At 61.0% G+C, this 20,945-nt stretch carries 18 protein-coding genes and 1 pseudogene; 9 read left to right on the top strand and 10 right to left on the bottom strand.

Translation table 11 applies throughout. From position 1 onward, the window contains the following. Positions 1-6: 6 nt before the first annotated feature. Both HU759_RS09455 and HU759_RS09450 read left to right on the top strand, forming a co-directional pair. On the top strand, positions 7-690 hold the full coding sequence (locus tag HU759_RS09455; protein WP_017136140.1) for an ABC transporter ATP-binding protein: 684 nt from the start codon (positions 7-9) through the stop codon (positions 688-690). Beyond that, positions 690-3,200 carry an ABC transporter permease gene (locus HU759_RS09450; protein ID WP_186617328.1) on the top strand — a complete coding sequence of 837 codons (2,511 nt, stop codon included), beginning with the start codon at positions 690-692 and terminating at the stop codon, positions 3,198-3,200. The genes HU759_RS09455 and HU759_RS09450 overlap by 1 nt, the downstream gene beginning before the upstream one ends. 44 nt (positions 3,201-3,244) lie before the next feature. Here the strand turns inward: HU759_RS09450 and greB are convergent, their stop codons facing one another. Both greB and HU759_RS09440 read right to left on the bottom strand, forming a co-directional pair. Continuing rightward, positions 3,245-3,718 carry a transcription elongation factor GreB gene (gene greB / locus HU759_RS09445; RefSeq protein WP_056857197.1) on the bottom strand — a complete coding sequence of 158 codons (474 nt, stop codon included), beginning with the start codon at positions 3,716-3,718 and terminating at the stop codon, positions 3,245-3,247. A 126-nt stretch (positions 3,719-3,844) separates the two neighbouring features. Beyond that, entirely contained in the window at positions 3,845-4,903 is a 1,059-nt protein-coding gene (locus tag HU759_RS09440; protein ID WP_186617326.1) for a hypothetical protein, read from the bottom strand. Between the two features lie 238 nt (positions 4,904-5,141). Between HU759_RS09440 and HU759_RS09435 the strand changes: the two genes are divergently transcribed. The 3 genes from HU759_RS09435 to HU759_RS09425 are packed head-to-tail and all read left to right on the top strand — an operon-like array spanning position 5,142 to position 8,524. Next, positions 5,142-6,068 (top strand): ABC transporter ATP-binding protein, encoded by a 927-nt coding sequence (locus HU759_RS09435; protein WP_099549078.1) that lies wholly within the window; start codon positions 5,142-5,144, stop codon positions 6,066-6,068. Continuing rightward, positions 6,065-6,790, top strand: a complete 726-nt coding sequence (locus tag HU759_RS09430; protein WP_017136134.1) for an ABC-2 transporter permease — start codon at positions 6,065-6,067, stop codon at positions 6,788-6,790. The genes HU759_RS09435 and HU759_RS09430 overlap by 4 nt, the downstream gene beginning before the upstream one ends. 15 nt (positions 6,791-6,805) lie before the next feature. After that, positions 6,806-8,524 carry a Gldg family protein gene (locus tag HU759_RS09425; RefSeq protein WP_026013613.1) on the top strand — a complete coding sequence of 573 codons (1,719 nt, stop codon included), beginning with the start codon at positions 6,806-6,808 and terminating at the stop codon, positions 8,522-8,524. A gap of 7 nt (positions 8,525-8,531) precedes the next feature. Here HU759_RS09425 and HU759_RS09420 read toward each other — a convergent pair whose 3' ends face one another. From HU759_RS09420 to HU759_RS09410, 3 genes are all read right to left on the bottom strand, one after another. Further along, positions 8,532-8,840, bottom strand: a complete 309-nt coding sequence (locus HU759_RS09420; protein WP_003172695.1) for a hypothetical protein — start codon at positions 8,838-8,840, stop codon at positions 8,532-8,534. A gap of 260 nt (positions 8,841-9,100) precedes the next feature. Further along, the gene (locus HU759_RS09415; protein WP_017136132.1) at positions 9,101-9,535 is read right to left on the bottom strand and encodes a DoxX family protein; all 435 of its coding nucleotides are present in this window, start codon (positions 9,533-9,535) and stop codon (positions 9,101-9,103) included. 103 nt (positions 9,536-9,638) lie between these two features. Next, entirely contained in the window at positions 9,639-11,060 is a 1,422-nt protein-coding gene (locus HU759_RS09410; RefSeq protein ID WP_017136131.1) for a transglycosylase SLT domain-containing protein, read from the bottom strand. A gap of 236 nt (positions 11,061-11,296) precedes the next feature. Between HU759_RS09410 and HU759_RS09405 the strand changes: the two genes are divergently transcribed. From HU759_RS09405 to HU759_RS09395, 3 genes and pseudogenes are all read left to right on the top strand, one after another. Further along, positions 11,297-12,118 (top strand): TatD family hydrolase, encoded by an 822-nt coding sequence (locus HU759_RS09405; RefSeq protein ID WP_099549080.1) that lies wholly within the window; start codon positions 11,297-11,299, stop codon positions 12,116-12,118. A gap of 210 nt (positions 12,119-12,328) precedes the next feature. Continuing rightward, entirely contained in the window at positions 12,329-13,810 is a 1,482-nt protein-coding gene (locus tag HU759_RS09400; protein ID WP_170038959.1) for a methyl-accepting chemotaxis protein, read from the top strand. Between the two features lie 109 nt (positions 13,811-13,919). Next, positions 13,920-14,168: pseudogene (locus HU759_RS09395) on the top strand (terminase); the annotation flags it as partial. 6 nt (positions 14,169-14,174) lie between these two features. Here the strand turns inward: HU759_RS09395 and HU759_RS09390 are convergent. The 3 genes from HU759_RS09390 to HU759_RS09380 form a co-directional block, all read right to left on the bottom strand. Further along, the gene (locus tag HU759_RS09390) at positions 14,175-14,972 is read right to left on the bottom strand and encodes an acyl-CoA thioesterase domain-containing protein (protein WP_169985685.1); all 798 of its coding nucleotides are present in this window, start codon (positions 14,970-14,972) and stop codon (positions 14,175-14,177) included. A gap of 90 nt (positions 14,973-15,062) precedes the next feature. Beyond that, entirely contained in the window at positions 15,063-15,824 is a 762-nt protein-coding gene (locus HU759_RS09385) for a CHAD domain-containing protein (RefSeq protein ID WP_170038957.1), read from the bottom strand. A 42-nt stretch (positions 15,825-15,866) separates the two neighbouring features. After that, entirely contained in the window at positions 15,867-16,145 is a 279-nt protein-coding gene (locus HU759_RS09380; protein WP_010176194.1) for a hypothetical protein, read from the bottom strand. Between the two features lie 237 nt (positions 16,146-16,382). Here HU759_RS09380 and HU759_RS09375 point away from each other — a divergent pair, with 237 nt between their 5' ends. Further along, positions 16,383-17,420 (top strand): patatin-like phospholipase family protein, encoded by a 1,038-nt coding sequence (locus tag HU759_RS09375; RefSeq protein ID WP_099549110.1) that lies wholly within the window; start codon positions 16,383-16,385, stop codon positions 17,418-17,420. A 122-nt stretch (positions 17,421-17,542) separates the two neighbouring features. Here the strand turns inward: HU759_RS09375 and HU759_RS09370 are convergent, their stop codons facing one another. Both HU759_RS09370 and HU759_RS09365 read right to left on the bottom strand, forming a co-directional pair. Then, on the bottom strand, positions 17,543-18,232 hold the full coding sequence (locus tag HU759_RS09370; RefSeq protein WP_053255124.1) for a response regulator: 690 nt from the start codon (positions 18,230-18,232) through the stop codon (positions 17,543-17,545). 37 nt (positions 18,233-18,269) lie between these two features. Continuing rightward, positions 18,270-20,921, bottom strand: a complete 2,652-nt coding sequence (locus HU759_RS09365; RefSeq protein WP_170038955.1) for a sensor histidine kinase KdpD — start codon at positions 20,919-20,921, stop codon at positions 18,270-18,272. Positions 20,922-20,945: the final 24 nt, after the last annotated feature.

Here is a 20,945-nt window from a genome sequence, read left to right as displayed (position 1 = left end):
TTCTCCATGGGCGCAAGCATTCTCACCGCGCGAAACCTTAGCAAAGTGGTTCCCAGCGCGGAAGGTGAACTGACTATCCTGCACGAACTGAGCCTGGAACTGAACAAGGGCGATAGCCTGGCTATCGTCGGCAGCTCCGGTTCCGGTAAATCCACCCTCCTCGGCCTGCTGGCCGGCCTCGATCTGCCCAGCAGCGGTGAAGTCACGCTGGCCGGGCAAGCCTTGAGCACCCTCGACGAAGACCAGCGCGCACGCATACGCGCCGAGCACGTGGGTTTTGTCTTCCAGTCATTCCAACTGCTCGACAGCCTCAATGCGCTGGAAAACGTCATGCTGCCGCTGGAGCTGGACGGCCGCAAGGACGCCCGCGAGCGCGCCACCCACCTGCTGGAGCGTGTGGGCCTGGGCCAACGCCTGACCCACTCGCCGCGCCAGCTTTCCGGTGGCGAGCAGCAGCGCGTCGCTATCGCCAGGGCCTTCGCCGCCGAACCGGATGTGCTGTTTGCCGATGAACCCACCGGCAACCTCGACAGCCACACCGGCGAGCGCATCAGCGACCTGCTGTTCGAACTCAACAAAGAAAGCGGCACGACCCTGGTGCTGGTCACCCACGACGAGCGCCTGGCCCACCGTTGCCGGCGCCTGATCCGCCTTGAAGCCGGCCTGATGGTCGCGCCCCTGGAGCCTTGATGGCACGTTTGCCGCTGTTGCGCCTGTTCAGCCTTGCCATGCGCCAATTACTGCGCGACGCCCGCGCCGGTGAGTTGCGCGTGTTGTTTTTCGCCCTGCTGGTGGCGGTCACGGCCAGCACCGCCATTGGCTACTTCGGTGCACGCCTGAACGGCGCCATGCTGTTGCGTGCCACCGAATTCCTCGGTGCCGACCTGGTACTCGAAGGCAGCTCGCCGGCCCGCTTCGAGCAAATCAGGTCAGGCACCGAACTGGGCCTGGATCACGCGCGCATTGTTGAGTTCTCCAGCGTTATCGCGACCGATAATGGCATCCAGCTCTCCAGCATCAAGGCGGTCAACGAGCAGTACCCGTTGCGCGGCGAACTCAAAAGCGCCACGCAGCCGTTCGGCGCAGAAACTGCAGGAGGCGGCCCAAAACCCGGCGAAGCCTGGGTGGAAGCACGGCTGCTGACGGCGCTGGACCTCAAAGTCGGCGACAGCATCGACGTGGGCATGAAAACCCTGCGGCTGACGCACATCCTGACCTACGAGCCCGATCGCGCCGGTAACTTCTACAGCCTCACGCCACGGGTGATGATCAACCTCGCCGACCTGGACGCCACCGGCGTGGTGCAACCCGGCAGCCGCGTGAGCTACCGCGAACTGTGGCGTGCGCCCCAGGGCAGCACGGCACTGCAAACCTATCGCGACCTGGTCAAGCCGGGCCTTGCCGCCAACCAGCGCTTGCAGGATTCGCGTGACGGCAACCAGCAGATCGGCGGAGCCCTGGGCAAGGCCGAGCGTTACCTGAACATGGCCAGCCTGGTGGCAGTGCTGCTGGCCGGCGTGGCCGTGGCGCTGTCGGCCAACCGCTTCGCCAGCCGCCGTTTCGACGCCAGCGCGCTGCTGCGTTGCCTGGGTTTGTCACGCCGCGAAACAATGCTGCTGTTCAGCCTGCAACTGAGCGTACTGGGCCTGTTAGCCAGCCTCACCGGCGCCGTGCTCGGCTGGTTGGCGCAATTTGGCCTGTTCTATTTCCTGCATGACTTGCTGCCGGCCGACGTGCCGCCCGGCGGGCTGCTGCCAGCAGTGGCGGGCATCGGCACCGGGCTGGTCGCCCTCGCCGGCTTCGCATTGCCGCCCCTGGCAGCGTTGGGCCGGGTGCCGCCGCTGCGGGTATTGCGACGTGACATGCTGCCGATCCCTTCCAGCACCTGGATGGTGTATGGCGCTGCGCTGTTCGCCCTCGGCCTGATCATGTGGCGCCTGAGCCTCGATCTGGTGCTGACCTTCGCATTGCTCGGCGGTGGCGTGATGGCCGCGCTGATCCTTGGCGGCCTGCTGTTGTTGTTACTGCAAAGCCTGCGCCGGCTACTGGCTCGCGCCTCGCTGCCCTGGCGCCTGGGTTTGGGCCAGTTGCTGCGCCATCCCTTGGCCGCAGCCGGCCAGTCCCTGGCATTTGGCTTGATCCTGTTGTCCATGGGCTTGATCGCCCTGCTGCGCGGCGAATTACTCGACACCTGGCAAAACCAGCTACCCAAGGACGCCCCCAACTATTTCGCCTTGAACATCCTGCCGGCCGATAAAGACGCCTTTGGCGCCCGCCTGCTGGAGTTGCAAGCACAAGCGGCGCCGCTGTACCCGGTGGTGCCGGGCCGCTTGATCAGCATCAATGGCGCGCCAGTGCAGGAGATTGTCAGCAAAGACTCCAGCGGTGACCGCGCTGTGCAGCGCGACCTGAGCCTGACCTGGGCAGCCGACCTGCCACCGGGCAACCTCCTCACTGCAGGCGCTTGGTGGTCACAGCAACCGGGCGATGGCATCCCAGGGGTGTCGGTAGAAGCCAAGGTCGCTGAAAGCCTGAAGCTGAAGCTCGATGATCACCTGGTGTTCACCGTCGGTGGCGAGAACCGCGAAGCACGGGTGACGAGCCTGCGAACCATCAACTGGGACAACTTCCAGCCCAACTTTTTCATGATTTTCCAGCCGGGCACCTTGAAGGACCTGCCCGCTACTTACCTGACCAGCTTCTATCTGGCGCCGGGGCATGACCAACAGATCGTCGACCTGTCCCGGGCCTTCCCGGCCGTCACTATCCTGCAGGTCGAAGCCTTGCTGGAGCAGTTGCGCAGCATCCTCGCCCAAGTGACCCTGGCGGTGGAGTACGTGTTGCTGTTTGTGCTGGCGGCGGGCATGGCCGTGCTGTTTTCGGGCCTGCAGGCCACTCTGGATGAGCGGATTCGCCAAGGCGCGCTGTTGCGGGCGCTGGGGGCCGAGCGCAAGTTGCTGGTCAAGGCGCGACGGATCGAGTTCGGCTTGCTGGGTGCGGTAAGCGGCTTGCTGGCAGCCCTGGGCACCGAGCTGGTGACCTGGGTGCTGTACCGTTACGCCTTTGACCTGGCGTGGCATCCGCACGCGTGGATGCTATTGCTGCCAGTGATCGGTGCCGTGCTGATCGGCGGCGCTGGTGTATTCGGTACGCGTCGCGCGTTGAATGCCAGCCCATTGACGGTGTTACGCGAAGGTTGAAAACCAGCGCTGGCCAGCACGCCCGACGGCGTGCCGGCCAGCGTTTACTTCACATACTCGATACCCGTAATCCACCAGCACACCTCGCCGGTTGGCGTCTGCACCATGGCTTCATCGTCGACTTCCTTGCGCAGCAACGCCCGGGCCATCGGGGAGTCGATGGAGATGTAATCCATGCGCTCATAAATTTCGTCATAGCCGACGATCCGAAACCGCTTGGTCTCGCCCTGCTCATTTTCGATATCGACCCAGGCGCCGAAAAACACCTTGCCCTCCTGCTCGGGCATGTACTCCACCACCCGCATGTCTTCCAGGCGCTTGCGCAGGTAACGCACACGCCGATCAATCTCACGCAGCAGTTTCTTGTTGTATTGATAGTCCGCGTTCTCGCTGCGATCACCGAGGGACGCCGCCCAAGTCACCTTGCGGGTGGTATCTGGACGCTTTTCACGCCACAGGTAATCCAGCTCTTTTTTCAGCGCCTCATGACCTTCTTTGGTTATCAGCTTGGTACTCAAACGCGTGCATCCCCAGACAGTGTCCAATGGTGCCGATACGCCAAGGCGTCATGCCCTGGCGCCGGCCGGCTGGGGTTGATGATAAATGAACCCTGAAAAGTAGCCAGACCGTAGAACACATCAGCTTCAAGCCTGGCCGTCCAGGGTTTGATCAAGCTCCAGGAGTACACTCTGCAGGCGCTGGCGTATTCCCGCCACCTGCGACAGCGCCAGCGTCAACTTCTCAGCCTTTTGGCCAACCTCAAGGTTTCGCGCCTGCAACTGCGTTGCTTGTTGCTGCAACTCCTGGCTCCTTTCGTCCAGCTCACCCTGTTCCTGCTCGAGTCGTGCCTGCCACTGCGTTAGCATTTCATCGCGCTCGTTCACCGCAAGTTGCTGTTGCGACAGCTCTTGGGCGACCTTTGCCAGGCTGGACAACGTGCTGTCTACCTCAACCAACGAGGCATGTTCCATCTTCGGCACAGGTGGGCGCGGTGCAGGCGCTGCTTGCTCGACCTGAACAGGTGGCACGCTGAGCTCGACGGGCACTGGCTCTGGCTCTGGCTCTGGCGCTAGTTCTGGTTCTGGCTCTGGTTCAGGTTCTGGCGCAGGGGCTATCGCGGCGGGAGCCTCCAATGGCTGAGCCTGGGCCGGCTCTGAAACTGGCGGCTCGACGGGCCTGGCTGGGTTCGTGGCCCTGGGCGGCGAAATCATCTGCGACGAGAAGCGAATCGAAGGCACGATCAACGAAGCACTTTCGATGGCCGGCAGTACGGGTGCCGACATGCCCAGGGTAATGACCTTCATGACCAATGCCTTCTTGATGATCATCGAGTGATGGTCCTCAGGCCTGGCGGGCGGTAACTTGCAGCCTTTCAAATCAATGAAATGAAAAGGCACCGAGGATTCGATAACGGTGCCGTTCTTAGTCCCGGAAGCGGCGGCCACCATCAGGATTTGCTTGAACACTTGCATGGCAACTTGCAGGTCTTCCTTGGACTCGACCCCGCCGAGGAAGTACCGGTCGAGTTTCTTGCGTAGCGCCGCGATGTAGACCCTGGAGTTACCAGGTTCGGTCTCTTCATCCAGGCTATAGACCAAAAAATTGGAATCGGTCTGTGCAACGGCAAACCCACAAAGCAGTGCACCGTTGACCGGCGTGTCCTGACCGCTGCGTTCAAGAACAAGCGTGCGAAGAAGCATCATGATATTCAGGCCTTATTGCGAAAGAGTAAACCTTATATAAGCGCCAGATAAATACCCGGCCATTAACTAACCTCGGAACAACGCAATTGTTTCAGCAAGTTATCCGATTCGGCGTAGGAATTATCTGAGAAGTATGTCCCCTTGTTCCCAAGTCCAATGATTAAACGTATCTTTCTCGGCGCTTACCGTGCATGACGGTACAAGTTCTTACGCCTCGCAAAACTTATTCGGTAAAAAGATGCTCGAGATAAGCAGCCTGACAAAGCGTTTGGGTAAAAGAAACGTCATCACTAATCTCTCGTTCAGCGCTCAACGCCAGGAATGTATCGGCTTGTTCGGGGAGAGTGGCGCAGGCAAAACCACACTGCTGAATGTTATCTCCGGTTTGGCCAGCCCCTCGGCCGGGCATGTCACTGTCGAAGGCTTTGATACCCAGGCTCATCCTCTGCAAGCGCGAAGAGCCCTCGGCTATCAACTCCAGGACGGCCTTAGCCATCAAACGATGTCGGTCAAAGGCGTGCTCAATTTCATTGCCGCCGTACGCGGCTTCAGCGGTGCTGAAAAACGCAGCCGGGTTGATCGAGCAGCCATGCGCCTGGAATTATCACGTGTACTCGATGCACCGATCGATACGCTTTCCGTCGGTTTGAAGCGCAGAGTCGCTATCGCCCAGGCGATCCTGCACACCCCCGGCCTGCTGCTGCTCGATGAACCGATTGAGGGGCTGGCAACGGATCAACTGCTCAAGTTCAAGACCCTGATCCAGTCGCTGACCGAAGACATGACGGTCCTGATCGCCTCCCGGCATTGCGACAACCTGTCGAGCCTTTGCACGCGCGCCTTGGTTATCGCAGCAGGGCACCTTGTGGCAGACACCCCGCTGCCCGATTTGCAGCGCAACTCCCGGCATTACCGAGCTGTCACGCTGGCCGCAGAAACACCCCTGGATTTACTCGCCCTTGCCGTATTACCCGGCGTGGCAGGTATAGAAGAGGACCGGCATGCGCCCGGCACCGTAACGGTTCTGGCGATGCCCGGGCACGCCATCTACCCCCATATCAACGCACTTATCGCCAGCCGCGGCTGGAACATAACGTCACTGAATCTGGAGCCAGGTCGCCTGAACGAAGTCGTTCAGCATCTGAGCCACGAGGTCACTCTTTGAAACTGCTGCCTGTCATTTTCAAGCGCCAACTGGCCAGTTATGCCTGTACACCCAGCACGTACCTCGGTATTGCCGCGTTTCTAGTGTTGTGCGCCACCTTGGGGTTGTACACAAGCAAATGGCTGGAACAGGAAAGCGGCGACCTGCAGGTGTTTTTCCAATTGCACCCTTGGCTCTACCTGCTGCTGATTCCCATGTTGTCGACACAATTATGGTCGGACGAACACCACGCCGGCATGCGCGACATGATGAAAACCCTGCCTATCACCAGCGCAGAGCGGGTCATCGGAAAGTTTCTGGCTGCGTGGGTCGTGTGCGCAATCGCATTGCTGCTTACTTTCCCACTGGTAATCCTCGCCAACTACCTCGGCACCGCCGACAACCGTGTTATCGCTTCACAGTTTCTAGCCAGTTGGTTGCTGGCCGGCGCTTATCTTTCTGTCGGATGCTTTACGTCTACCCTGACCCACCAACGTTTGGCTGTCTTCCTGATAACGGTGGTGATGTTACTGGCCGCCAGCGGACTTTCATCGGTTCTCGACGCACTTGAGCATCAGGCGCCGATCTGGGTCGTAGACAGCCTGGTCTCGATTAACCCGATTTCACGTTTCGGGGCTATCGACAACGGCAAACTAACGCTGCATGACGGCTTGTACTACATCAGCATGATCCTTGCCTTTCTCTCGGCATCCACCGTCACGCTCAACTACAAAACCAGTTGAGAAGGAAAGCAAACGATGCGTTCTACTCTGAGTACGGGTATGACACTGGTGGTCATATTGCTGCTTTTCCTTGCATTCAATCTCGCGTGGGTCGGCAAACTACCGAATATCCGCTGGGACTTCTCACAGCAGAAAATCCACACGTTATCGCCCCCTGCGCGACAACTGCTTGCCTCTCTGGAACACCCACTGGATTTGTATTACTTCAACTCAAGTAATGACCCAAGAAGAAGCCAGGCAATAAACCGCTTCGGCGAACGAGTGGAAGATTTACTCAAAGAGTTCGAAAAAGCGTCAGCAACCATGATTAACCTACATGTTATAGATCCTACTCCTTATTCAGAGGATGCCTACAAGGCCGGCCTGTTCGGATTGGATGACAAGCAAGGCTTTCTTGGCCTCATCGGCACCCGCCCAGGCCAGCCCGCGCAACGTATCAATGTACTGCGCCTGGATGACGAGCCCTTGCTTGAGTACGAAATCAGCCATCTGATCCACCAACTGATGCACCCCGAGCCCCCCACCGTCGGCGTATTGACGGGGTTGGCATTGAACGCGTCCGGTGAACAGTTGCTGGCACAGATGCATCAGCATTTTGATCTGACAGGCCTGGCATCAAGCACTCCGACAGTGCCCGAATCGATCAAAACCCTGATGGTTGTGCACCCGCGCGCCCTGCCGGAACAAACCCTGTATGCAATTGACCAGTTTGTATTGAGGGGCGGCAAACTGATGCTCTTTATTGACCCGGTGAGCGAGGCCGAGACAGACGCCAAACCCGTCGACACAAGGCTGGACGGGCTACTGGCGGCTTGGGGCATACAGATGCCGGCGGACAAACTGCTGGTCGATCACGCATTTGGTTCAGGTGCGCCAGCAGTACTGCACCCGGCCAAGCTGAACCTGCCACGGCAAGCAATGGCGGCCAACGATGTGAGTGCCTGGAAATTGGATACAGTCATCGTATCAAGCAGCGGTGCGCTGTCGCGCGTGAGGAAAAGCCGCACCACACTCACGCCTCTGTTACAAAGCTCCAGGCGCTCCACCCTGCTGGACGCAGGCCGCTTTGCAGCAACGTCTGCAGACGACTTACTGGCTGAAAGGATACCGGCTGCCACGCAACCCCACGTGATCGCGGCGCGCCTCGAAGGCCCCGCCTACTCGGCCTTTCCAGACGGCATTGACGGGCAGCCTGCAGGCTTGCAAAAGGCCGCACAGATCGAGGTGGTGGTGGTCGCGGACACCGATTTACTGATGGACGCTGTGATCAACTCTGCGCCCAACAACAACGTGATGTTTGTCTTGAACACCTTGGATAACCTTGCGGCTCCCGACGTGCTCGCAAGCATTCAACCCCGTGCAAGCAGCCAGTCCACCCACGCACTGGAGCAACTGCGCGAGGCGGCCGCACAGGCTTATGCACAAAAGGCCGGGGAACTGCAAAAACGGCTGGAGCAAACCGAGCAAGAATGGCAACGCCTGAACCCACCGAGTATTGGCTTCGGCACCCGTGCAGTGGACACCAATATCCAGTTGCAGGCGCTCAACAAGGAACGCCTGCGGCTGCCCATGGAGTTGCAGGCACTCAAGGTCCAGGCGTATGCATCGGTGCATCGAACAGAACGCAACCTCAAGCTGCTGATGATTGGCGCAGTACCGCTGCCGTTATGCCTGATCGCCTGTGCAGTGTTCCTCTACCACCGGCGTCGTCGATCGGCGGCTGTCGTTCACTGATCAGCCGTCAACGACGCGCAATCAGCCCTTGCCGGGCGATGCGCGTCAGTTGGCGGATCACTTCCTCGGCATCGCCCGCGCTGGGTGCCTGGATAACGGCAAGATCAAAGCTGTTGCTGGCAAAACGCGCCAGGGAGTCGCCATCTTCCACAAACTGGATCAGAAATGCTGAAGGGCGCCCGGTGCGGCGCGGCCATCCGTCGAGGTAACGCAGCAAGGTCGGCTGATGCTTGCCACCCAAGAGGATTTTGGGGTTGCGTTGAGTCAGGTCCGCGGTGATCGGAGCCAGGCGTATGAGGGGGCGTGGTGCATTCATCGTGTCGTGTCTCTGCCTCAAAAGTCTGCGGGCAGGTGAGAGGCAACACCGAACCAGCGCTTTAGCGGTATTTCGAAACCTGACTCTTGATGAGTGCATGCTTCTGTCGGGCTGCATTGAGTCCCAGTGGCGCCCCGCAATTAGCTGTTTAAATCGGCGCATGAGCAGCATCCTAGAGAAGCCGGTGGGGCGATGTCAAGAATCCCGAGCAATGAAAAAGCCCGCTCATGGCGGGCTTTTTCAGCAGGTAACGCGGGTCATCAGTGGGCGATGGCGCGGTCGACCGAAAGTTTGCCAGCACCTTCGAACAGTACCGCCAACGCACCACCGAGCAAGGCCAAGGCGAACTCATAACCGTTGTTGGCCATGAACAAGCCGTTATGGATATGCACCGAGAAGATTGCCACCAGCGACAGGAAGGTCAGGCCCAAAGCCGCTGGACGCGCCAGCAAGCCGATGATCAAGGCCAGGCCGGCGAAGAACTCAGTACCGCCGGACAACACCGCCATCAGCGTGCCTGGGGTCAGGCCGAGGCTTTCCATGTATTGCGCAGTACCGGCCAAGCCGCCGCCGCCAAACCAGCCAAAGAGCTTTTGCGAACCGTGAGCGGCGAAAACGATGCCGACAAAAATTCGCAGGATGGTCAGGCCGTAACCGGCGCGAGTGGACAGAATGCGAGTGATCAGTGGGCTCATGGAGAGAATCCTTTTCAAAGTAGGGGTTGGTTGGCCGCTATATTAATCGGATCAGACAATGATAAAAGCGCAAAAATCGCCTAATACTTATCGATAAAACCGATTATTTTCGTGAGGCAATTTTCGGCGCCGACGGCTCCAGGGATTCACGCTCCCGATCAAACGCCAAGTAATACTTGTTCACGCTATTAACATAGCTGACGCCGCCCATTCCCACCTGTTCCATGGCAATACGCTCGACCTGGAAGAACCACTGATTGGGGTTCAAGCCCCGCCGGCGAGCTTCTGCACGCATACCCTGGACCCGCTCCGGCCCCATGTTATAAGCCGCCAGCACAAAGGCCATGCGCTCGCGCTCGTTGAGTTTGGGGCTGGCGAAGAACTTGCGGCGGATCATCGCCAGGTAGCGCGCACCGGCCTGCACGTTGCTGTCCAGGCTCTCGATATTGTTCACCCCCACCCGCTGGGCCGCCGATGGCGTGATTTGCATCAGGCCGGTAGGCCCGCCGCTGTTGCGCGCGCCAGGGTCGAGTGCGGATTCCTTGAACGCCAGCGCGGCCAGGTTCAGCCAGTCCATGCCCTGCTCACGGGCGTGCTTTTGCAGCACCGGACGCAGTTTCTCCAGGCGCTGGCGGTCGGCGCGGGCCAGCGGGTTGCGCACTTGGTAGAGACGTCGATAGATCCGCTGGAACGCCACGTCCTGGTCGGACGGCGTATGGTAAGTCTTGAGGAAGCGATCGATACTGGCCCGCAGCATCGAGGCATCCTGGCGCACAAACCAGTATTCGTCGCCCGGCTCGCTGATCACCACCTGCCGATCAAAACGCAGTTTGGGCAGGATTTTCGACCAGCGCTCGGCAATCGGTTTTTCAACGATGGTGAGGTGGAAGATCCCGGCCTGGACCATCTCCAACACATCCTCCACGGCCAGCGTCGGGTCAACCCACTCCACCTTTACTGGCGGGCGCTTGTGCAGCGCCAGTTGCTGGTTGACCTGATTGATCGCGTCCGCCGCCGCACTGCCGGTGGTCAACGCCAGGGTGCGCCCGGACAATTGCTCCAGCTTGGTAAACCGCCGCTCACCCTTCACGCCCACCAGCCATAGCGGCACACCACTGGCAATCGGGTCGCTGGTGCTGATTTTGTGCGCGGCCTTCACATCGAGTAATTCACCCGGCGCCACCAAGTCGCCTTCGCCACGGGCCAACGCGCCGAGCAATTGGTCCTTGGCCTTGGGAATAATCTTGAGGTTGATTGCTTCTCCATCCCGGGCATGGCCGTTCAGGTATTGCTCGAAGGCTCGCAGACGATGGTATTCGACCCCGATGGCCTGGCCCTGGACCTCACCGGAACTGTTACGGCTCTGGTTGACCAGCACACGCAGGGTGCGGCTGGAACGGATCTGCGCCAAATCACGAACCTTGCCGGGCTTGGTCACTTCCAGCGGCCCGTCCAGACGTGCGACCGCCGCCATGGGCAGCAGTAACGTCAGGCACAACATAAGCAACGCCGAGGGTCGGATCATCCGCTCTCCGGAAAGAATACTGGCCAGCCATCTCGTGAAAGACGAGAAGCTGGAGGTCAGAAACAGAGCGCTTCAAGCGCTGGCAAGGCACGCAACGGTGGCGTCGGGGCAGGCGGCGGGCCAGCCACAATGTCACTTGCGACGTTCAAAGACAGCTATAACGCGTTGTAGTTCTTAGTTTTTCTTATAAATCTACAGCTCTGATATGCTTTCCGGCCGCAGGCGGAGCTAGCACCATGCAACTCATTGATATCGGCGTCAACCTGACCAACCCCAGTTTCGACGAGAGGCACCAGGCCGTTCTCGACCGTGCCTACGCCGCCGGCGTGCAACAATTGGTGCTCACCGGTACCAGCGTCGAAGGCAGCGAGCAAGCCCTGGAACTGTGCGTAAACCTCGATGACAGCGGCCAACGCCTGTTCAGCACCGCCGGCATCCACCCGCACTCGGCCAGTGACTGGAACGGCGACAGCGCCCAACGTTTGCGCGGGTTGCTCAACGAAAGCCGCGTGCGTGCGGTGGGCGAATGCGGGCTGGACTTCAACCGCGACTTTTCCCCGCGTCCGCAGCAGGAAAAAGTCCTTGAAGAGCACCTGGCACTGGCGGTTGAGCTGAAACTGCCGGTGTTTCTGCACGAACGTGACGCCAACCAGCGCCTGCTGGAGATCCTCAAGGATTACCGCGACCACCTCAGCGCCGCCGTGGTGCATTGCTTTACCGGCGAGCAACAGGCGCTGTTCAGCTACCTGGACCTCGACTTGCATATCGGCATCACCGGCTGGATCTGCGACGAGCGCCGTGGCACACACCTGCATCCGCTGGTCAAAGAAATTCCCCGTGGCCGCCTGATGCTGGAAAGCGATGCGCCGTACTTGCTACCGCGCACCCTGCGGCCGAAACCGAAAAATGGCCGCAATGAACCGGCTTATTTGCCCGAAGTGCTGCGTGAAGTGGCACTGCATCGCAATGAAACGCCGGAAGACCTGGCCGAGCACAGCACCGCCTGCTCCCGTGCGTTTTTCGGTTTGCCCTCGGTGGCAACGCAGGGTTCGACGTGAGCTCAGAAGCCATACCCGATTAAATGTGGGAGCTGGCTTGCCTGCGATGCAGACACCTTGGTATGTCAGGTGTACCGAGTTGATGCCATCGCAGGCAAGCCAGCTCACACATGATGCGGCGCATTGACCCATGTCAAAAACGCTTTCCTGAGTAGCGGCACAATAATGGCACCTTGCCAATGCTGTTTCCGCTATCAGAGAAAACCTTCCATGGGTGCCTGGCTTAGCAATATCTCGCTGAAGTACAAATTCTGGGCCGTGAATGCGGTCGCTTTCATCACCACCTTACTGCTGGTGCTCTACGCCGTGCAGCTCGAGCAACAGGCCCGCAGCGATGCATCTCGGGCCTCGGCGCAGGCCCAGGCGCGATTACTCGGTGCCTGGCCGGCCAACACCCCATTACCCAAAGATGAACATTGGCTGACCTTTGCCCGCGGCCAAACCCCATCGTTGGCTGATCAGGATCTGTCCGCCTTGAGCACCGCCAGCGGTTGGGTCGAACTCAATCACATGCCCTTGCTCGGGGAAAACCCACTGATCGGTGCCGACGTCGTCACACGGGCCGATGGCCAACAGATCGCCGTGTTGGCCTATGGCCGCAGCCTCAGTCAGGTCTTCAGCGAACGCTTCGCCAACTACGCCGTGGCCGTGTTGATCCTCATGCTGGCGATGCTCGGTGCCTCGCAGTTGTTGATCCGCTTCCTGCTCAGCCAACTCAACACCCTCAAGGACGTGATGCTGCACGTGGAGAAGACCGGCGACCTGTCGGCCCGCGTGCCCCTGGCCTGCACGGACGAGGTGGGCCAGATGGCCAGCGCCTTCAACGCCATGCAGGCCGGCTATCAGCGCGTGGTCAGTACCGTGGCGCGCACCGCCCAGCAACTCGATGACGGCGCCGCGCGCCTGGCCAGCAGCATGAACGAGGTACAGCACGGCATGCTCGGCCAGCAAAGCGAAACCGACCAGGCGGCTACCGCCATCAATGAGATGACCGCCACCGTCTACCATATCGCTCAACATGCCGGCGCTACCCGCGATCTGTCCCAGACCGCCGACACCCTCGCCGGCAGCGGCCAGGAAGTGGTCACCCGGGTACAGCGCTCTATCGCCGGCCTGTCCACCGGCGTGCAGCAGACGGCTGAAATGATCCAGAAACTCGCCGAAGACAGTCAGAAAATCAACGGTGTGGTCGGCGTGATCCACAGCATTGCCGAACAGACCAACCTGCTCGCCCTCAACGCCGCCATCGAAGCCGCCCGCGCCGGCGAAATGGGCCGTGGTTTTGCCGTGGTCGCCGACGAAGTACGCAACCTGGCCAAGCGCGTGCAAAGCTCCACCGATGAAATCACCCGCATGGTGTCGGCGCTGCAAGCCGGCACCCGCGACGCGGTGGACTTCATGCAGGAAAGCTCGTTCAAGGCTGACGACTGTGTGCAACAAGCCCAGGATGCCGGTGCCGCACTGGCCGAAATCACCAGTGCTGTGGCCCAGATGCGCGAAAGCAACACCCAGATTGCCGTGGCCGCCGAACAGCAGAGCCATGTGGCCGAAGAGATGAACCGCGCGGTGGTGAGCATTCGCGATGTCACCGAGAACACCGTGCAGCAGACGGTAGAGTCGGCCACCACCAGCAATCAGCTGGCGACCTTGGCCGGGGAGTTGAGCAAGGCGATCGGGCAATTGAAGCTATAAGCCAAACAAGGCTGGCTATGGCCTCCATAGCGAGCCTTGATTCGCCGTCCCAGGTGCCTGCGACCTAAACTTTGTCCATGTTGTTTCAACGGACAGAGGATTGATCATCATGGGCAAACGTCACCCCAACTTCCCCGCCTGGCAATGGCGCACTCAGCCACAGGCTCACCAGCACCCCACCAACCTGGGCCTGCAACTGATTGCCGTGCCTTTGCTGATCATTGGTTTTTTGTTGATGGTGTCTGGCGTATTCAGCTTCAGCCTGGCCAGTTTTGCCATCGGCGTCGTCGGCGTGTTGGCGGGCGTGGCGCTGCAACGCCACGGCCGCACGCTGGAGGCCCAGGGCAGCCAGCACTTCTGAGGCTCAGGCGAAGACCACCACGGTCTGGCGGCTGATGGCGATCAACTCGCCGCTCGGGCTCCACAGCGCGGCAGCGGCATGGCCGTAGCCGTCGCGGGCGTGCTCGATGTTGACGTAGTACTGGCACCAGTCAAGGGTGGTCAGGCTTTGCAGCGGCTGGATGAACTCGATGGTCCAGGTCAAGGTGCTGCCCGGCGCGGGCTTGGTCAGGTGCGGCAGCAAGGCCGGTGGCCAGGCGTCGACCAGAGCAAGAATATGCGACTCGGTCAGCGGCTCTTCCTTCACGTCCCCACGCAAACGCACCCAACCGCCCATGTCGCGGGATTTATTACCGGTAAACGGCAGGCCGCCGACACTCCAGCGCATCGCCAGGTGGCGCATGAATTCGGGGGTAACGCCCTTGATATAGGGCAGTTCCTGGCACTCATCCCAGTGTTTGAACACCGGCGGCGCTTCGCTCGACACATCAATTACCGACTCACGGGCCGCGCCAAAGCTGGCTTGTACCAAGGTCGCCACTTCGCCGTTCTGCACCACGCGGCCGAGCAACTGGCTGACCGCCTTGCCTTCGCGCAGCACTTCGACTTGATAACTGGCGGGCACATCCGGCGCTACCGGGCCGACAAAGGTGATGGCCAGCGAGCGCAAAGGCCGATCCGCCGGCACTTGGGCGCGCAAGGCTTCGTATTGCAAGGCAGCCACCAGGCCACCAAAGGTTGCGCGGCCCTGCGCCCACTCGGCAGGGATGCTCACTTCGAGCGGGTTGTTACGGGCGGCATCGAGCAAATCACAAAAGCGCATGGCAACCTCACATCCAGAAAACCGATGTCGGGATCTTAACCAGCAGGTTGAGCAGGCACAGCGCCTATTCCGGCCAAAAGCCGGACCGGTTTAGAAACAATCCGCGCTGAGCTTGTCCAGCACACGATCCGCCTGGCCTTCAGCCATGGCCATGGTGCGCTGCCAAACCGCAACACACGGCTGCAGGTCGGGTTGATGTTCAGCCTGGGCCAGCCATTGCCAGCAATCGTGCCAATCGCCGAGGGCGCCTTGCGCTTGCTTGAGGCGTTGCATCGCCTTGGCCGGCAGTTTGTCCAGTTCGGGGTAGGCTTCGGCCGCGTAGCGCACGCGCTTGATCAGCAGGCGCAGACGGTGGCGGTCATGATCCGGGTCTTTGAGGGCGTCATCGAGTTTCTGCGACTGCTTGGCCAGACGCTTCTCGATGCGCGGGCGCAGGCCTTTGAGCAGTCTCTGGTGTTGGGAGGCGCGGATAAAACGCGGGAAGGCATCCAGGATCAGCAGCAAATGCGCGAGTTCCGGGCTTTGCGCCACCTGGCGGTAAGCATCGGCCTGCAAACGCAGGCGCCGGTCGGCCGCCGCGTGATGGCCGTGCTGCTGCAAATACGCCGCCAGTACCTCACGGTCACGCAACGGCGTGGTCAATTGGCCGACCGTGCTGGCGGCCAATTCCAGCTGCTCGACACCCGGTAGCCCACGCAAGGGGCGCAACAAACTGCGCAGGCGCCGCACGGTGGTGCGCAGGTCATGCAAGGCTTCATCGTCGGTAACGGCGGCGAGGCGAGCCTGGCAGCTCAGTAACCCTACTTCCAGGCCAATGACCTGAGCGACTAACTGATCAACCAGCGCTGACATCCCTTCCCCCTTAACGATGAAACCCTAGTCGCCGCTTACCGATCAACGCCCGGCGCGGGACTCACGAATGTAGAAGCGCGCTTTCTCGGCCTTGTTGGAACAGCCTTCAAACGCTTCGAATTGCTGCTGGGTCTTGGCGCCGGTCAACAGCGACAAAGCCTTAGAGTAGCTCACGGTGCCGGCAAAGCCTTCGGCCTTGGCCAAATCCAACTCGTGCCAGGCCGCATCCAATTGCGTGCCACAGCTGTCGCGGTATGCGGTTTTGCCGGCACAACCGGCCAGGGCCAACACGATCACAGGCACACACATCCAGGCTTTCATCAATGACACCTCAAATATAGAAAAACAGTCGTAGGCTGTAGACGTTGCCTCCAAGGAAAAGTGCCTTGGGGGCCGCCTGAAATCAGAAGTGTCCATTCAAAAGTGCTTTCAGCAGTGCCTGCTCAGAAATGCCTACCGCCAGAGCATACCCGAGCGTAATGGCTATTCTGGAAAAATATTTTGATGCCCTCGGCCGGTAAGCGCATTGTGGGCCACTGTTTTGCGAAGGATCAGCTCATGAAAAAACGTGTTGCCTTGGTGCTCGGCTCCGGCGGCGCCCGCGGTTACGCCCACATCGGCGTGATCGAGGAAATCGAACGGCGCGGCTACGACATCGCCTGTATCGCCGGCTGCTCCATGGGCGCCGTGGTCGGCGGGATCTACGCCGCCGGCAAGCTCGACGAATACCGCAACTGGATCGAGAGCCTCGACTACCTGGACGTGCTGCGCCTGGTGGACGTGAGCTTTCGACTGGGGGCAATTCGTGGCGAAAAAGTCTTCGGGCAAATCCGCAAGATCGTCGGCGAGATCAATATCGAAGAACTGCGGATTCCCTACACCGCCGTGGCCACCGACCTGACCAACCAACAGGAAATCTGGTTCCAGGAAGGCTGCCTGCACCAGGCCATGCGCGCTTCGGCGGCGATTCCCAGCCTGTTCACGCCGGTGATGCAAGGCAACCGCATGCTGGTGGACGGCGGCCTGCTCAACCCGCTGCCGATCGTGCCGGTGGTGTCGAGCCATTGCGACTTGATCATCGCAGTCAACCTCAACGCCACCAACCAGAAGCACTACCACCTGCCAGTGATCCAGCGCCCGCCGGCGTTCAAGAGCCGCTTCAACAGCTTGGCCAAATCACTGGGTTCGCACCTGCCGTTTCGGCGCAAACAGGCCGAGCAACTGATGAAGCTGGAACAGGAAGCCTTGCAGTCCCAGGCCGCCGAAATCAACCCGTGGCTGGAGTCGGCCGAACCCGAGGCCCAACAACCTGCGGCCGCCCCGGAAAAACAAGGCGCACCGAAGTCCGCGACCGGCTCGTTCATTATCGATAACGTCGGGCCGGCGTCACTGCTGGACCTGATCAACCAGAGCTTCGAAGTGATGCAGACCTCGTTGGCGCAGTACAAGATTGCCGGTTATCCGCCGGACGTGCTGATCAACGTGCCGAAGCGGGTGTGCCGGTTTTTCGAGTTCTACAAGGCGCCGGAGTTGATCGCGTTGGGGCGGGAAATTGCCAGTGATACCTTGGACAAGTATGAGAGTGAGCAGGGTTGAACGTGTGGATGTGGCTGATGGCCCTATCGCAGGCAAGCCAGCTCCCACCTTTGAATGTATTCACAAATCAAAAGGTGGGAGCTGGCTTGCCTGCGATGAGGCCCGTTCAGGCACTGCAACATTCAGGCATTCAACAACCGATACCCCACACCCGCCTCGGTCACGATAAACCGTGGCTGGGTCGGATCATCCGCCAACTTCTGACGCAGATGGCCCACCACAATGCGCAGGTAATGGCTGTCTTCAGTATGGGTCGGCCCCCAGATATCCTTGAGCAATTGCTGCTGGGTGATCACCCGCCCAGGATGCCGCGCCAGTTGCGCCAGCACCGCGTATTCCTTGCGGGTCAGGGCCACCTCGACACCGTCCAGCAGCACCCGGCGATAGGCCAGGTCCACGGTCAACGGGCCGAAACTCAACGCCGCTTCCTGAGCCTCTCCCGCCGGTGCCTGGCGCAACAAGGCGCGCACACGGGCAAGAAATTCCTGGATGCCAAAGGGCTTGGTCACGTAGTCATTGGCGCCGCTGTCCAGGGCTTCGACTTTTTGCACTTCGCTGGCGCGCACCGACAGCACCAATACCGGCACCGTCGACCACTCACGAAACTCGCGCAACACTTGCTGGCCGTCCATGTCGGGCAGACCAAGGTCGAGCACCAGCAAATCCGGCTTGCTCAATGCCGCTTGGGCCAGGCCCTCGTTGCCGGTGCCGGCCTCGATCACCTTGTAGCCCTGGGAGGCCAGGCTGATACGCAGGAATTTGCGGATCTGCGGTTCGTCATCAATGACTAAAATCGTCGCGGTCTGGCTCATGGTGTCCAATCAAAATCCGTGGAGAAAAGAGGGTAGCTCAAGGCTCGCGCTCCGGGCCAGGTTGCGTCGGTAACGGCAGGAACAAGCTGATGCAGGTGCCGCGCCCTTCTATACCATCCTCGACGCGGATATGCCCGCCGTGAGCGCCCACCATGCCCTGGCAGATCGCCAGGCCAAGGCCCGTGCCCTGCCCACCGCGATCACCACGGGCGGCGGTGTAGAACATATCGAAAATCTTCGCACGCTCGTCCTCGGGAATCCCCGGCCCCTCGTCGGCCACCGAAAAAAACAGTTGCTCATTGGCCACGCCGGCACTCACCTGCAAACGGCCGTGGGGCGGTGAGAAACGCGCGGCGTTTTCCAGCACATTGACCAAGGCCTGCTCGATCAACGCGGCGTGCACATACAGCAACGGCAACTGCGCCGGCACGTCGGTGTGTACCTGCAACGGCGCCAGTACCGCGCGCAAGCGGCCCAGGGCGCTGCCGACGATATCACCCGGCGAGACCCAATCGCGTGCCAGCTTCAGGGCGCCGTGACCCAGGCGTGTCATGTCCAGCAGGTTCTGGATATAGCGGTCCAGGCGCTCGGCTTCATCGCGGGTGCCTTCAAGCAATTCGCGGCGGTCTTCCAGCGGGATGGCTTCACCGAGCGCCAGCAGGCTGTCGATGCTGCCGCGCATCGAGGTCAACGGCGTGCGCAAATCGTGGGACACCGAGGCCAGCAAGGCGCTGCGCAGTTGTTCGGTTTCGCCGTGCAGGCGCGCCGATTCCAGCTCCTGCGCCAGCTGTGCGCGCGCCAGAGCCTGGGCCAATGGCTGGCTCAATGCAGTGAGCAGGCGACGGCGTTGGCCGCTCAATTCCAGGCCGGGTTTGGGGCTGACGCCAAGCAAACCCAACGGTCCCTCCTCGCCAGACAGCGGCCACCACCACCAACGCCCAAACGGCAACGTGCCGGTGCCCATGCCAGCCGGTTGATCATGCTGCCAGGCCCAATCGGCGGCGGCGCGTTCGGCTTCGGTGAGGTTCAGCGCGGTGCCGGTTTCAACCTTCCAGCCGCCCTGGCCGTCGCGATTAAGCAGACACAGGTCCAGATCACTCCAGCCGTCCAGATGATGGGCCGCTGCACTGATCACCGCCTGGCGGTCGGTGGCCGCAGTGAGCTTGCGTGACAGGTCGAGCAGTTCGCTGGTTTCTTCCTGGGTGTCGCGCAAGGCCTGCAACTGCCGACGCTGACGCGCCGCGAGGTTGCCGGTCAGCGCCGCCATCAGCAAGAAAAACAACAGGGTCAGCACGTCTTCTTCACGCTGGATGGCGAAGGAGAATTTCGGCGGGATAAACAAAAAGTCGTAGCTCAGGAACGACAGCGCCGCACACACCAGCGACGGTCCCAGGCTGCTGCGCACACCGACCAGCAGTACCGCAGCGAGAAACACCAACGAGATATTCGGCAGCGGCAACACACTGGCTACCGCCCAGGCCAGCGCCGCCGCGACGATGGTTGCAACCACCGCCAGGCCATAGTCGAACCACACCAGCCCGCGCACGTCCGGCAGGCGTGGCGGCGCGGGCATGTCGTCGCTGTCGAGCACGTTGATCTCCAAACCCCGCGCATTGCGCAGCAAGCGTGCCGCCAAACCCCCTCCGAACAGCCTGCGCCGCCAGCGCATCCGCGACTGCCCCACGAGTAGCAGGCTGGCACGGCGTTCGGCGGCATGCTGGATCAGCGTCTTGGCCACTTCGCCAGCGCGCAGCAACACCACTTCGCCGCCCAGCCGTTCAGCCAACTGCTGGGCGTTCTGCAGGCGCAGGCGCGATTGCTCGTCGTGCGCACGGCCGTTATCGATATGCACCATGCTCCACGGCAAATGCCGGCGCTGGGCCACGCGGCTGGCGTGACGCACCAGGCGTTCGGCCTGCGCATCACCGTCCACGCCCACCAGCAAACGCCCGCGCACCGCCGGGGCGGCCTGGCCGAGCTGGCGGTAGCCTTGGGCCAAATCGTCATCGACATGCGCAGCAGCGGTTTGCATGGCCAGCTCGCGCAGGGCCATCAGGTTGGTCTGGGTGAAGAATGCGTCGATGGCGGCGCGGGCCTGTTCCGGCACATACACCTTGCCGTCGCGCAGGCGCTCGAGCAGCTCGCGGGACGGCAGGTCGATCAGCAGCAGCTCGTCGGCCTCTTGCAGCACCCAGTCGGGCAAGGTTTCACGCACTTGCACGCCGGTGATGCCACGCACTTGATCGTTCAAGCTTTCCAGGTGCTGGACGTTGACCGTGGTGAACACGTTGATGCCGGCGGCGAGCAGTTCCTGGATGTCTTGCCAGCGTTTTTCATGGCGGCTGCCGGGGGCGTTGCTGTGGGCCAGCTCATCCACCAGCACCAGCTTGGGCTTGGCGGCGAGCAGGCCGTCGAGGTCCATTTCTTCGAGCATCACGCCACGGTATTCGCTGCGCAGCAAGGGTTGCTGCGGCAGGCCGCTGAGCAAGGCTTCGGTCTCGGCGCGGCCGTGGGTTTCCACCACGCCTGCGATCAGGCGCACACCCTGGCGCAGTTGGGTGTGGGCGGCCTGGAGCATGGCGTAGGTCTTGCCCACACCGGGCGCCGCACCGAGGAAGACTTTGAGCCGGCCACGGCCGTCCCGTGGCAGATCGGCTAACAGGGCATCGGCGCGGCCGGAGTCGCTCATGCTTTGGAGTTCCTTCAGGTGTTT

The sequence above is a fragment of the Pseudomonas sp. OE 28.3 genome (assembly GCF_014268205.2).
GTDB lineage: Bacteria > Pseudomonadota > Gammaproteobacteria > Pseudomonadales > Pseudomonadaceae > Aquipseudomonas > Aquipseudomonas edaphica.
Note: the sequence above shows the minus strand (reverse complement) of the source record. Positions and strands in the feature narration are given on the sequence as shown.

Coding starts and splice junctions, on each gene's coding strand:
- HU759_RS09455 (WP_017136140.1), top strand. CDS start 7: ATGGGCGCAAGCATTCTCACCGCGCGAAACCTTAGCAAAGTGGTTCCC.
- HU759_RS09450 (WP_186617328.1), top strand. CDS start 690: ATGGCACGTTTGCCGCTGTTGCGCCTGTTCAGCCTTGCCATGCGCCAA.
- HU759_RS09440 (WP_186617326.1), bottom strand. CDS start 4,903: ATGATGCTTCTTCGCACGCTTGTTCTTGAACGCAGCGGTCAGGACACG.
- HU759_RS09435 (WP_099549078.1), top strand. CDS start 5,142: ATGCTCGAGATAAGCAGCCTGACAAAGCGTTTGGGTAAAAGAAACGTC.
- HU759_RS09425 (WP_026013613.1), top strand. CDS start 6,806: ATGCGTTCTACTCTGAGTACGGGTATGACACTGGTGGTCATATTGCTG.
- HU759_RS09420 (WP_003172695.1), bottom strand. CDS start 8,840: ATGAATGCACCACGCCCCCTCATACGCCTGGCTCCGATCACCGCGGAC.
- HU759_RS09415 (WP_017136132.1), bottom strand. CDS start 9,535: ATGAGCCCACTGATCACTCGCATTCTGTCCACTCGCGCCGGTTACGGC.
- HU759_RS09410 (WP_017136131.1), bottom strand. CDS start 11,060: ATGATCCGACCCTCGGCGTTGCTTATGTTGTGCCTGACGTTACTGCTG.
- HU759_RS09405 (WP_099549080.1), top strand. CDS start 11,297: ATGCAACTCATTGATATCGGCGTCAACCTGACCAACCCCAGTTTCGAC.
- HU759_RS09400 (WP_170038959.1), top strand. CDS start 12,329: ATGGGTGCCTGGCTTAGCAATATCTCGCTGAAGTACAAATTCTGGGCC.
- HU759_RS09390 (WP_169985685.1), bottom strand. CDS start 14,972: ATGCGCTTTTGTGATTTGCTCGATGCCGCCCGTAACAACCCGCTCGAA.
- HU759_RS09385 (WP_170038957.1), bottom strand. CDS start 15,824: ATGTCAGCGCTGGTTGATCAGTTAGTCGCTCAGGTCATTGGCCTGGAA.
- HU759_RS09380 (WP_010176194.1), bottom strand. CDS start 16,145: ATGAAAGCCTGGATGTGTGTGCCTGTGATCGTGTTGGCCCTGGCCGGT.
- HU759_RS09375 (WP_099549110.1), top strand. CDS start 16,383: ATGAAAAAACGTGTTGCCTTGGTGCTCGGCTCCGGCGGCGCCCGCGGT.
- HU759_RS09370 (WP_053255124.1), bottom strand. CDS start 18,232: ATGAGCCAGACCGCGACGATTTTAGTCATTGATGACGAACCGCAGATC.
- HU759_RS09365 (WP_170038955.1), bottom strand. CDS start 20,921: ATGAGCGACTCCGGCCGCGCCGATGCCCTGTTAGCCGATCTGCCACGG.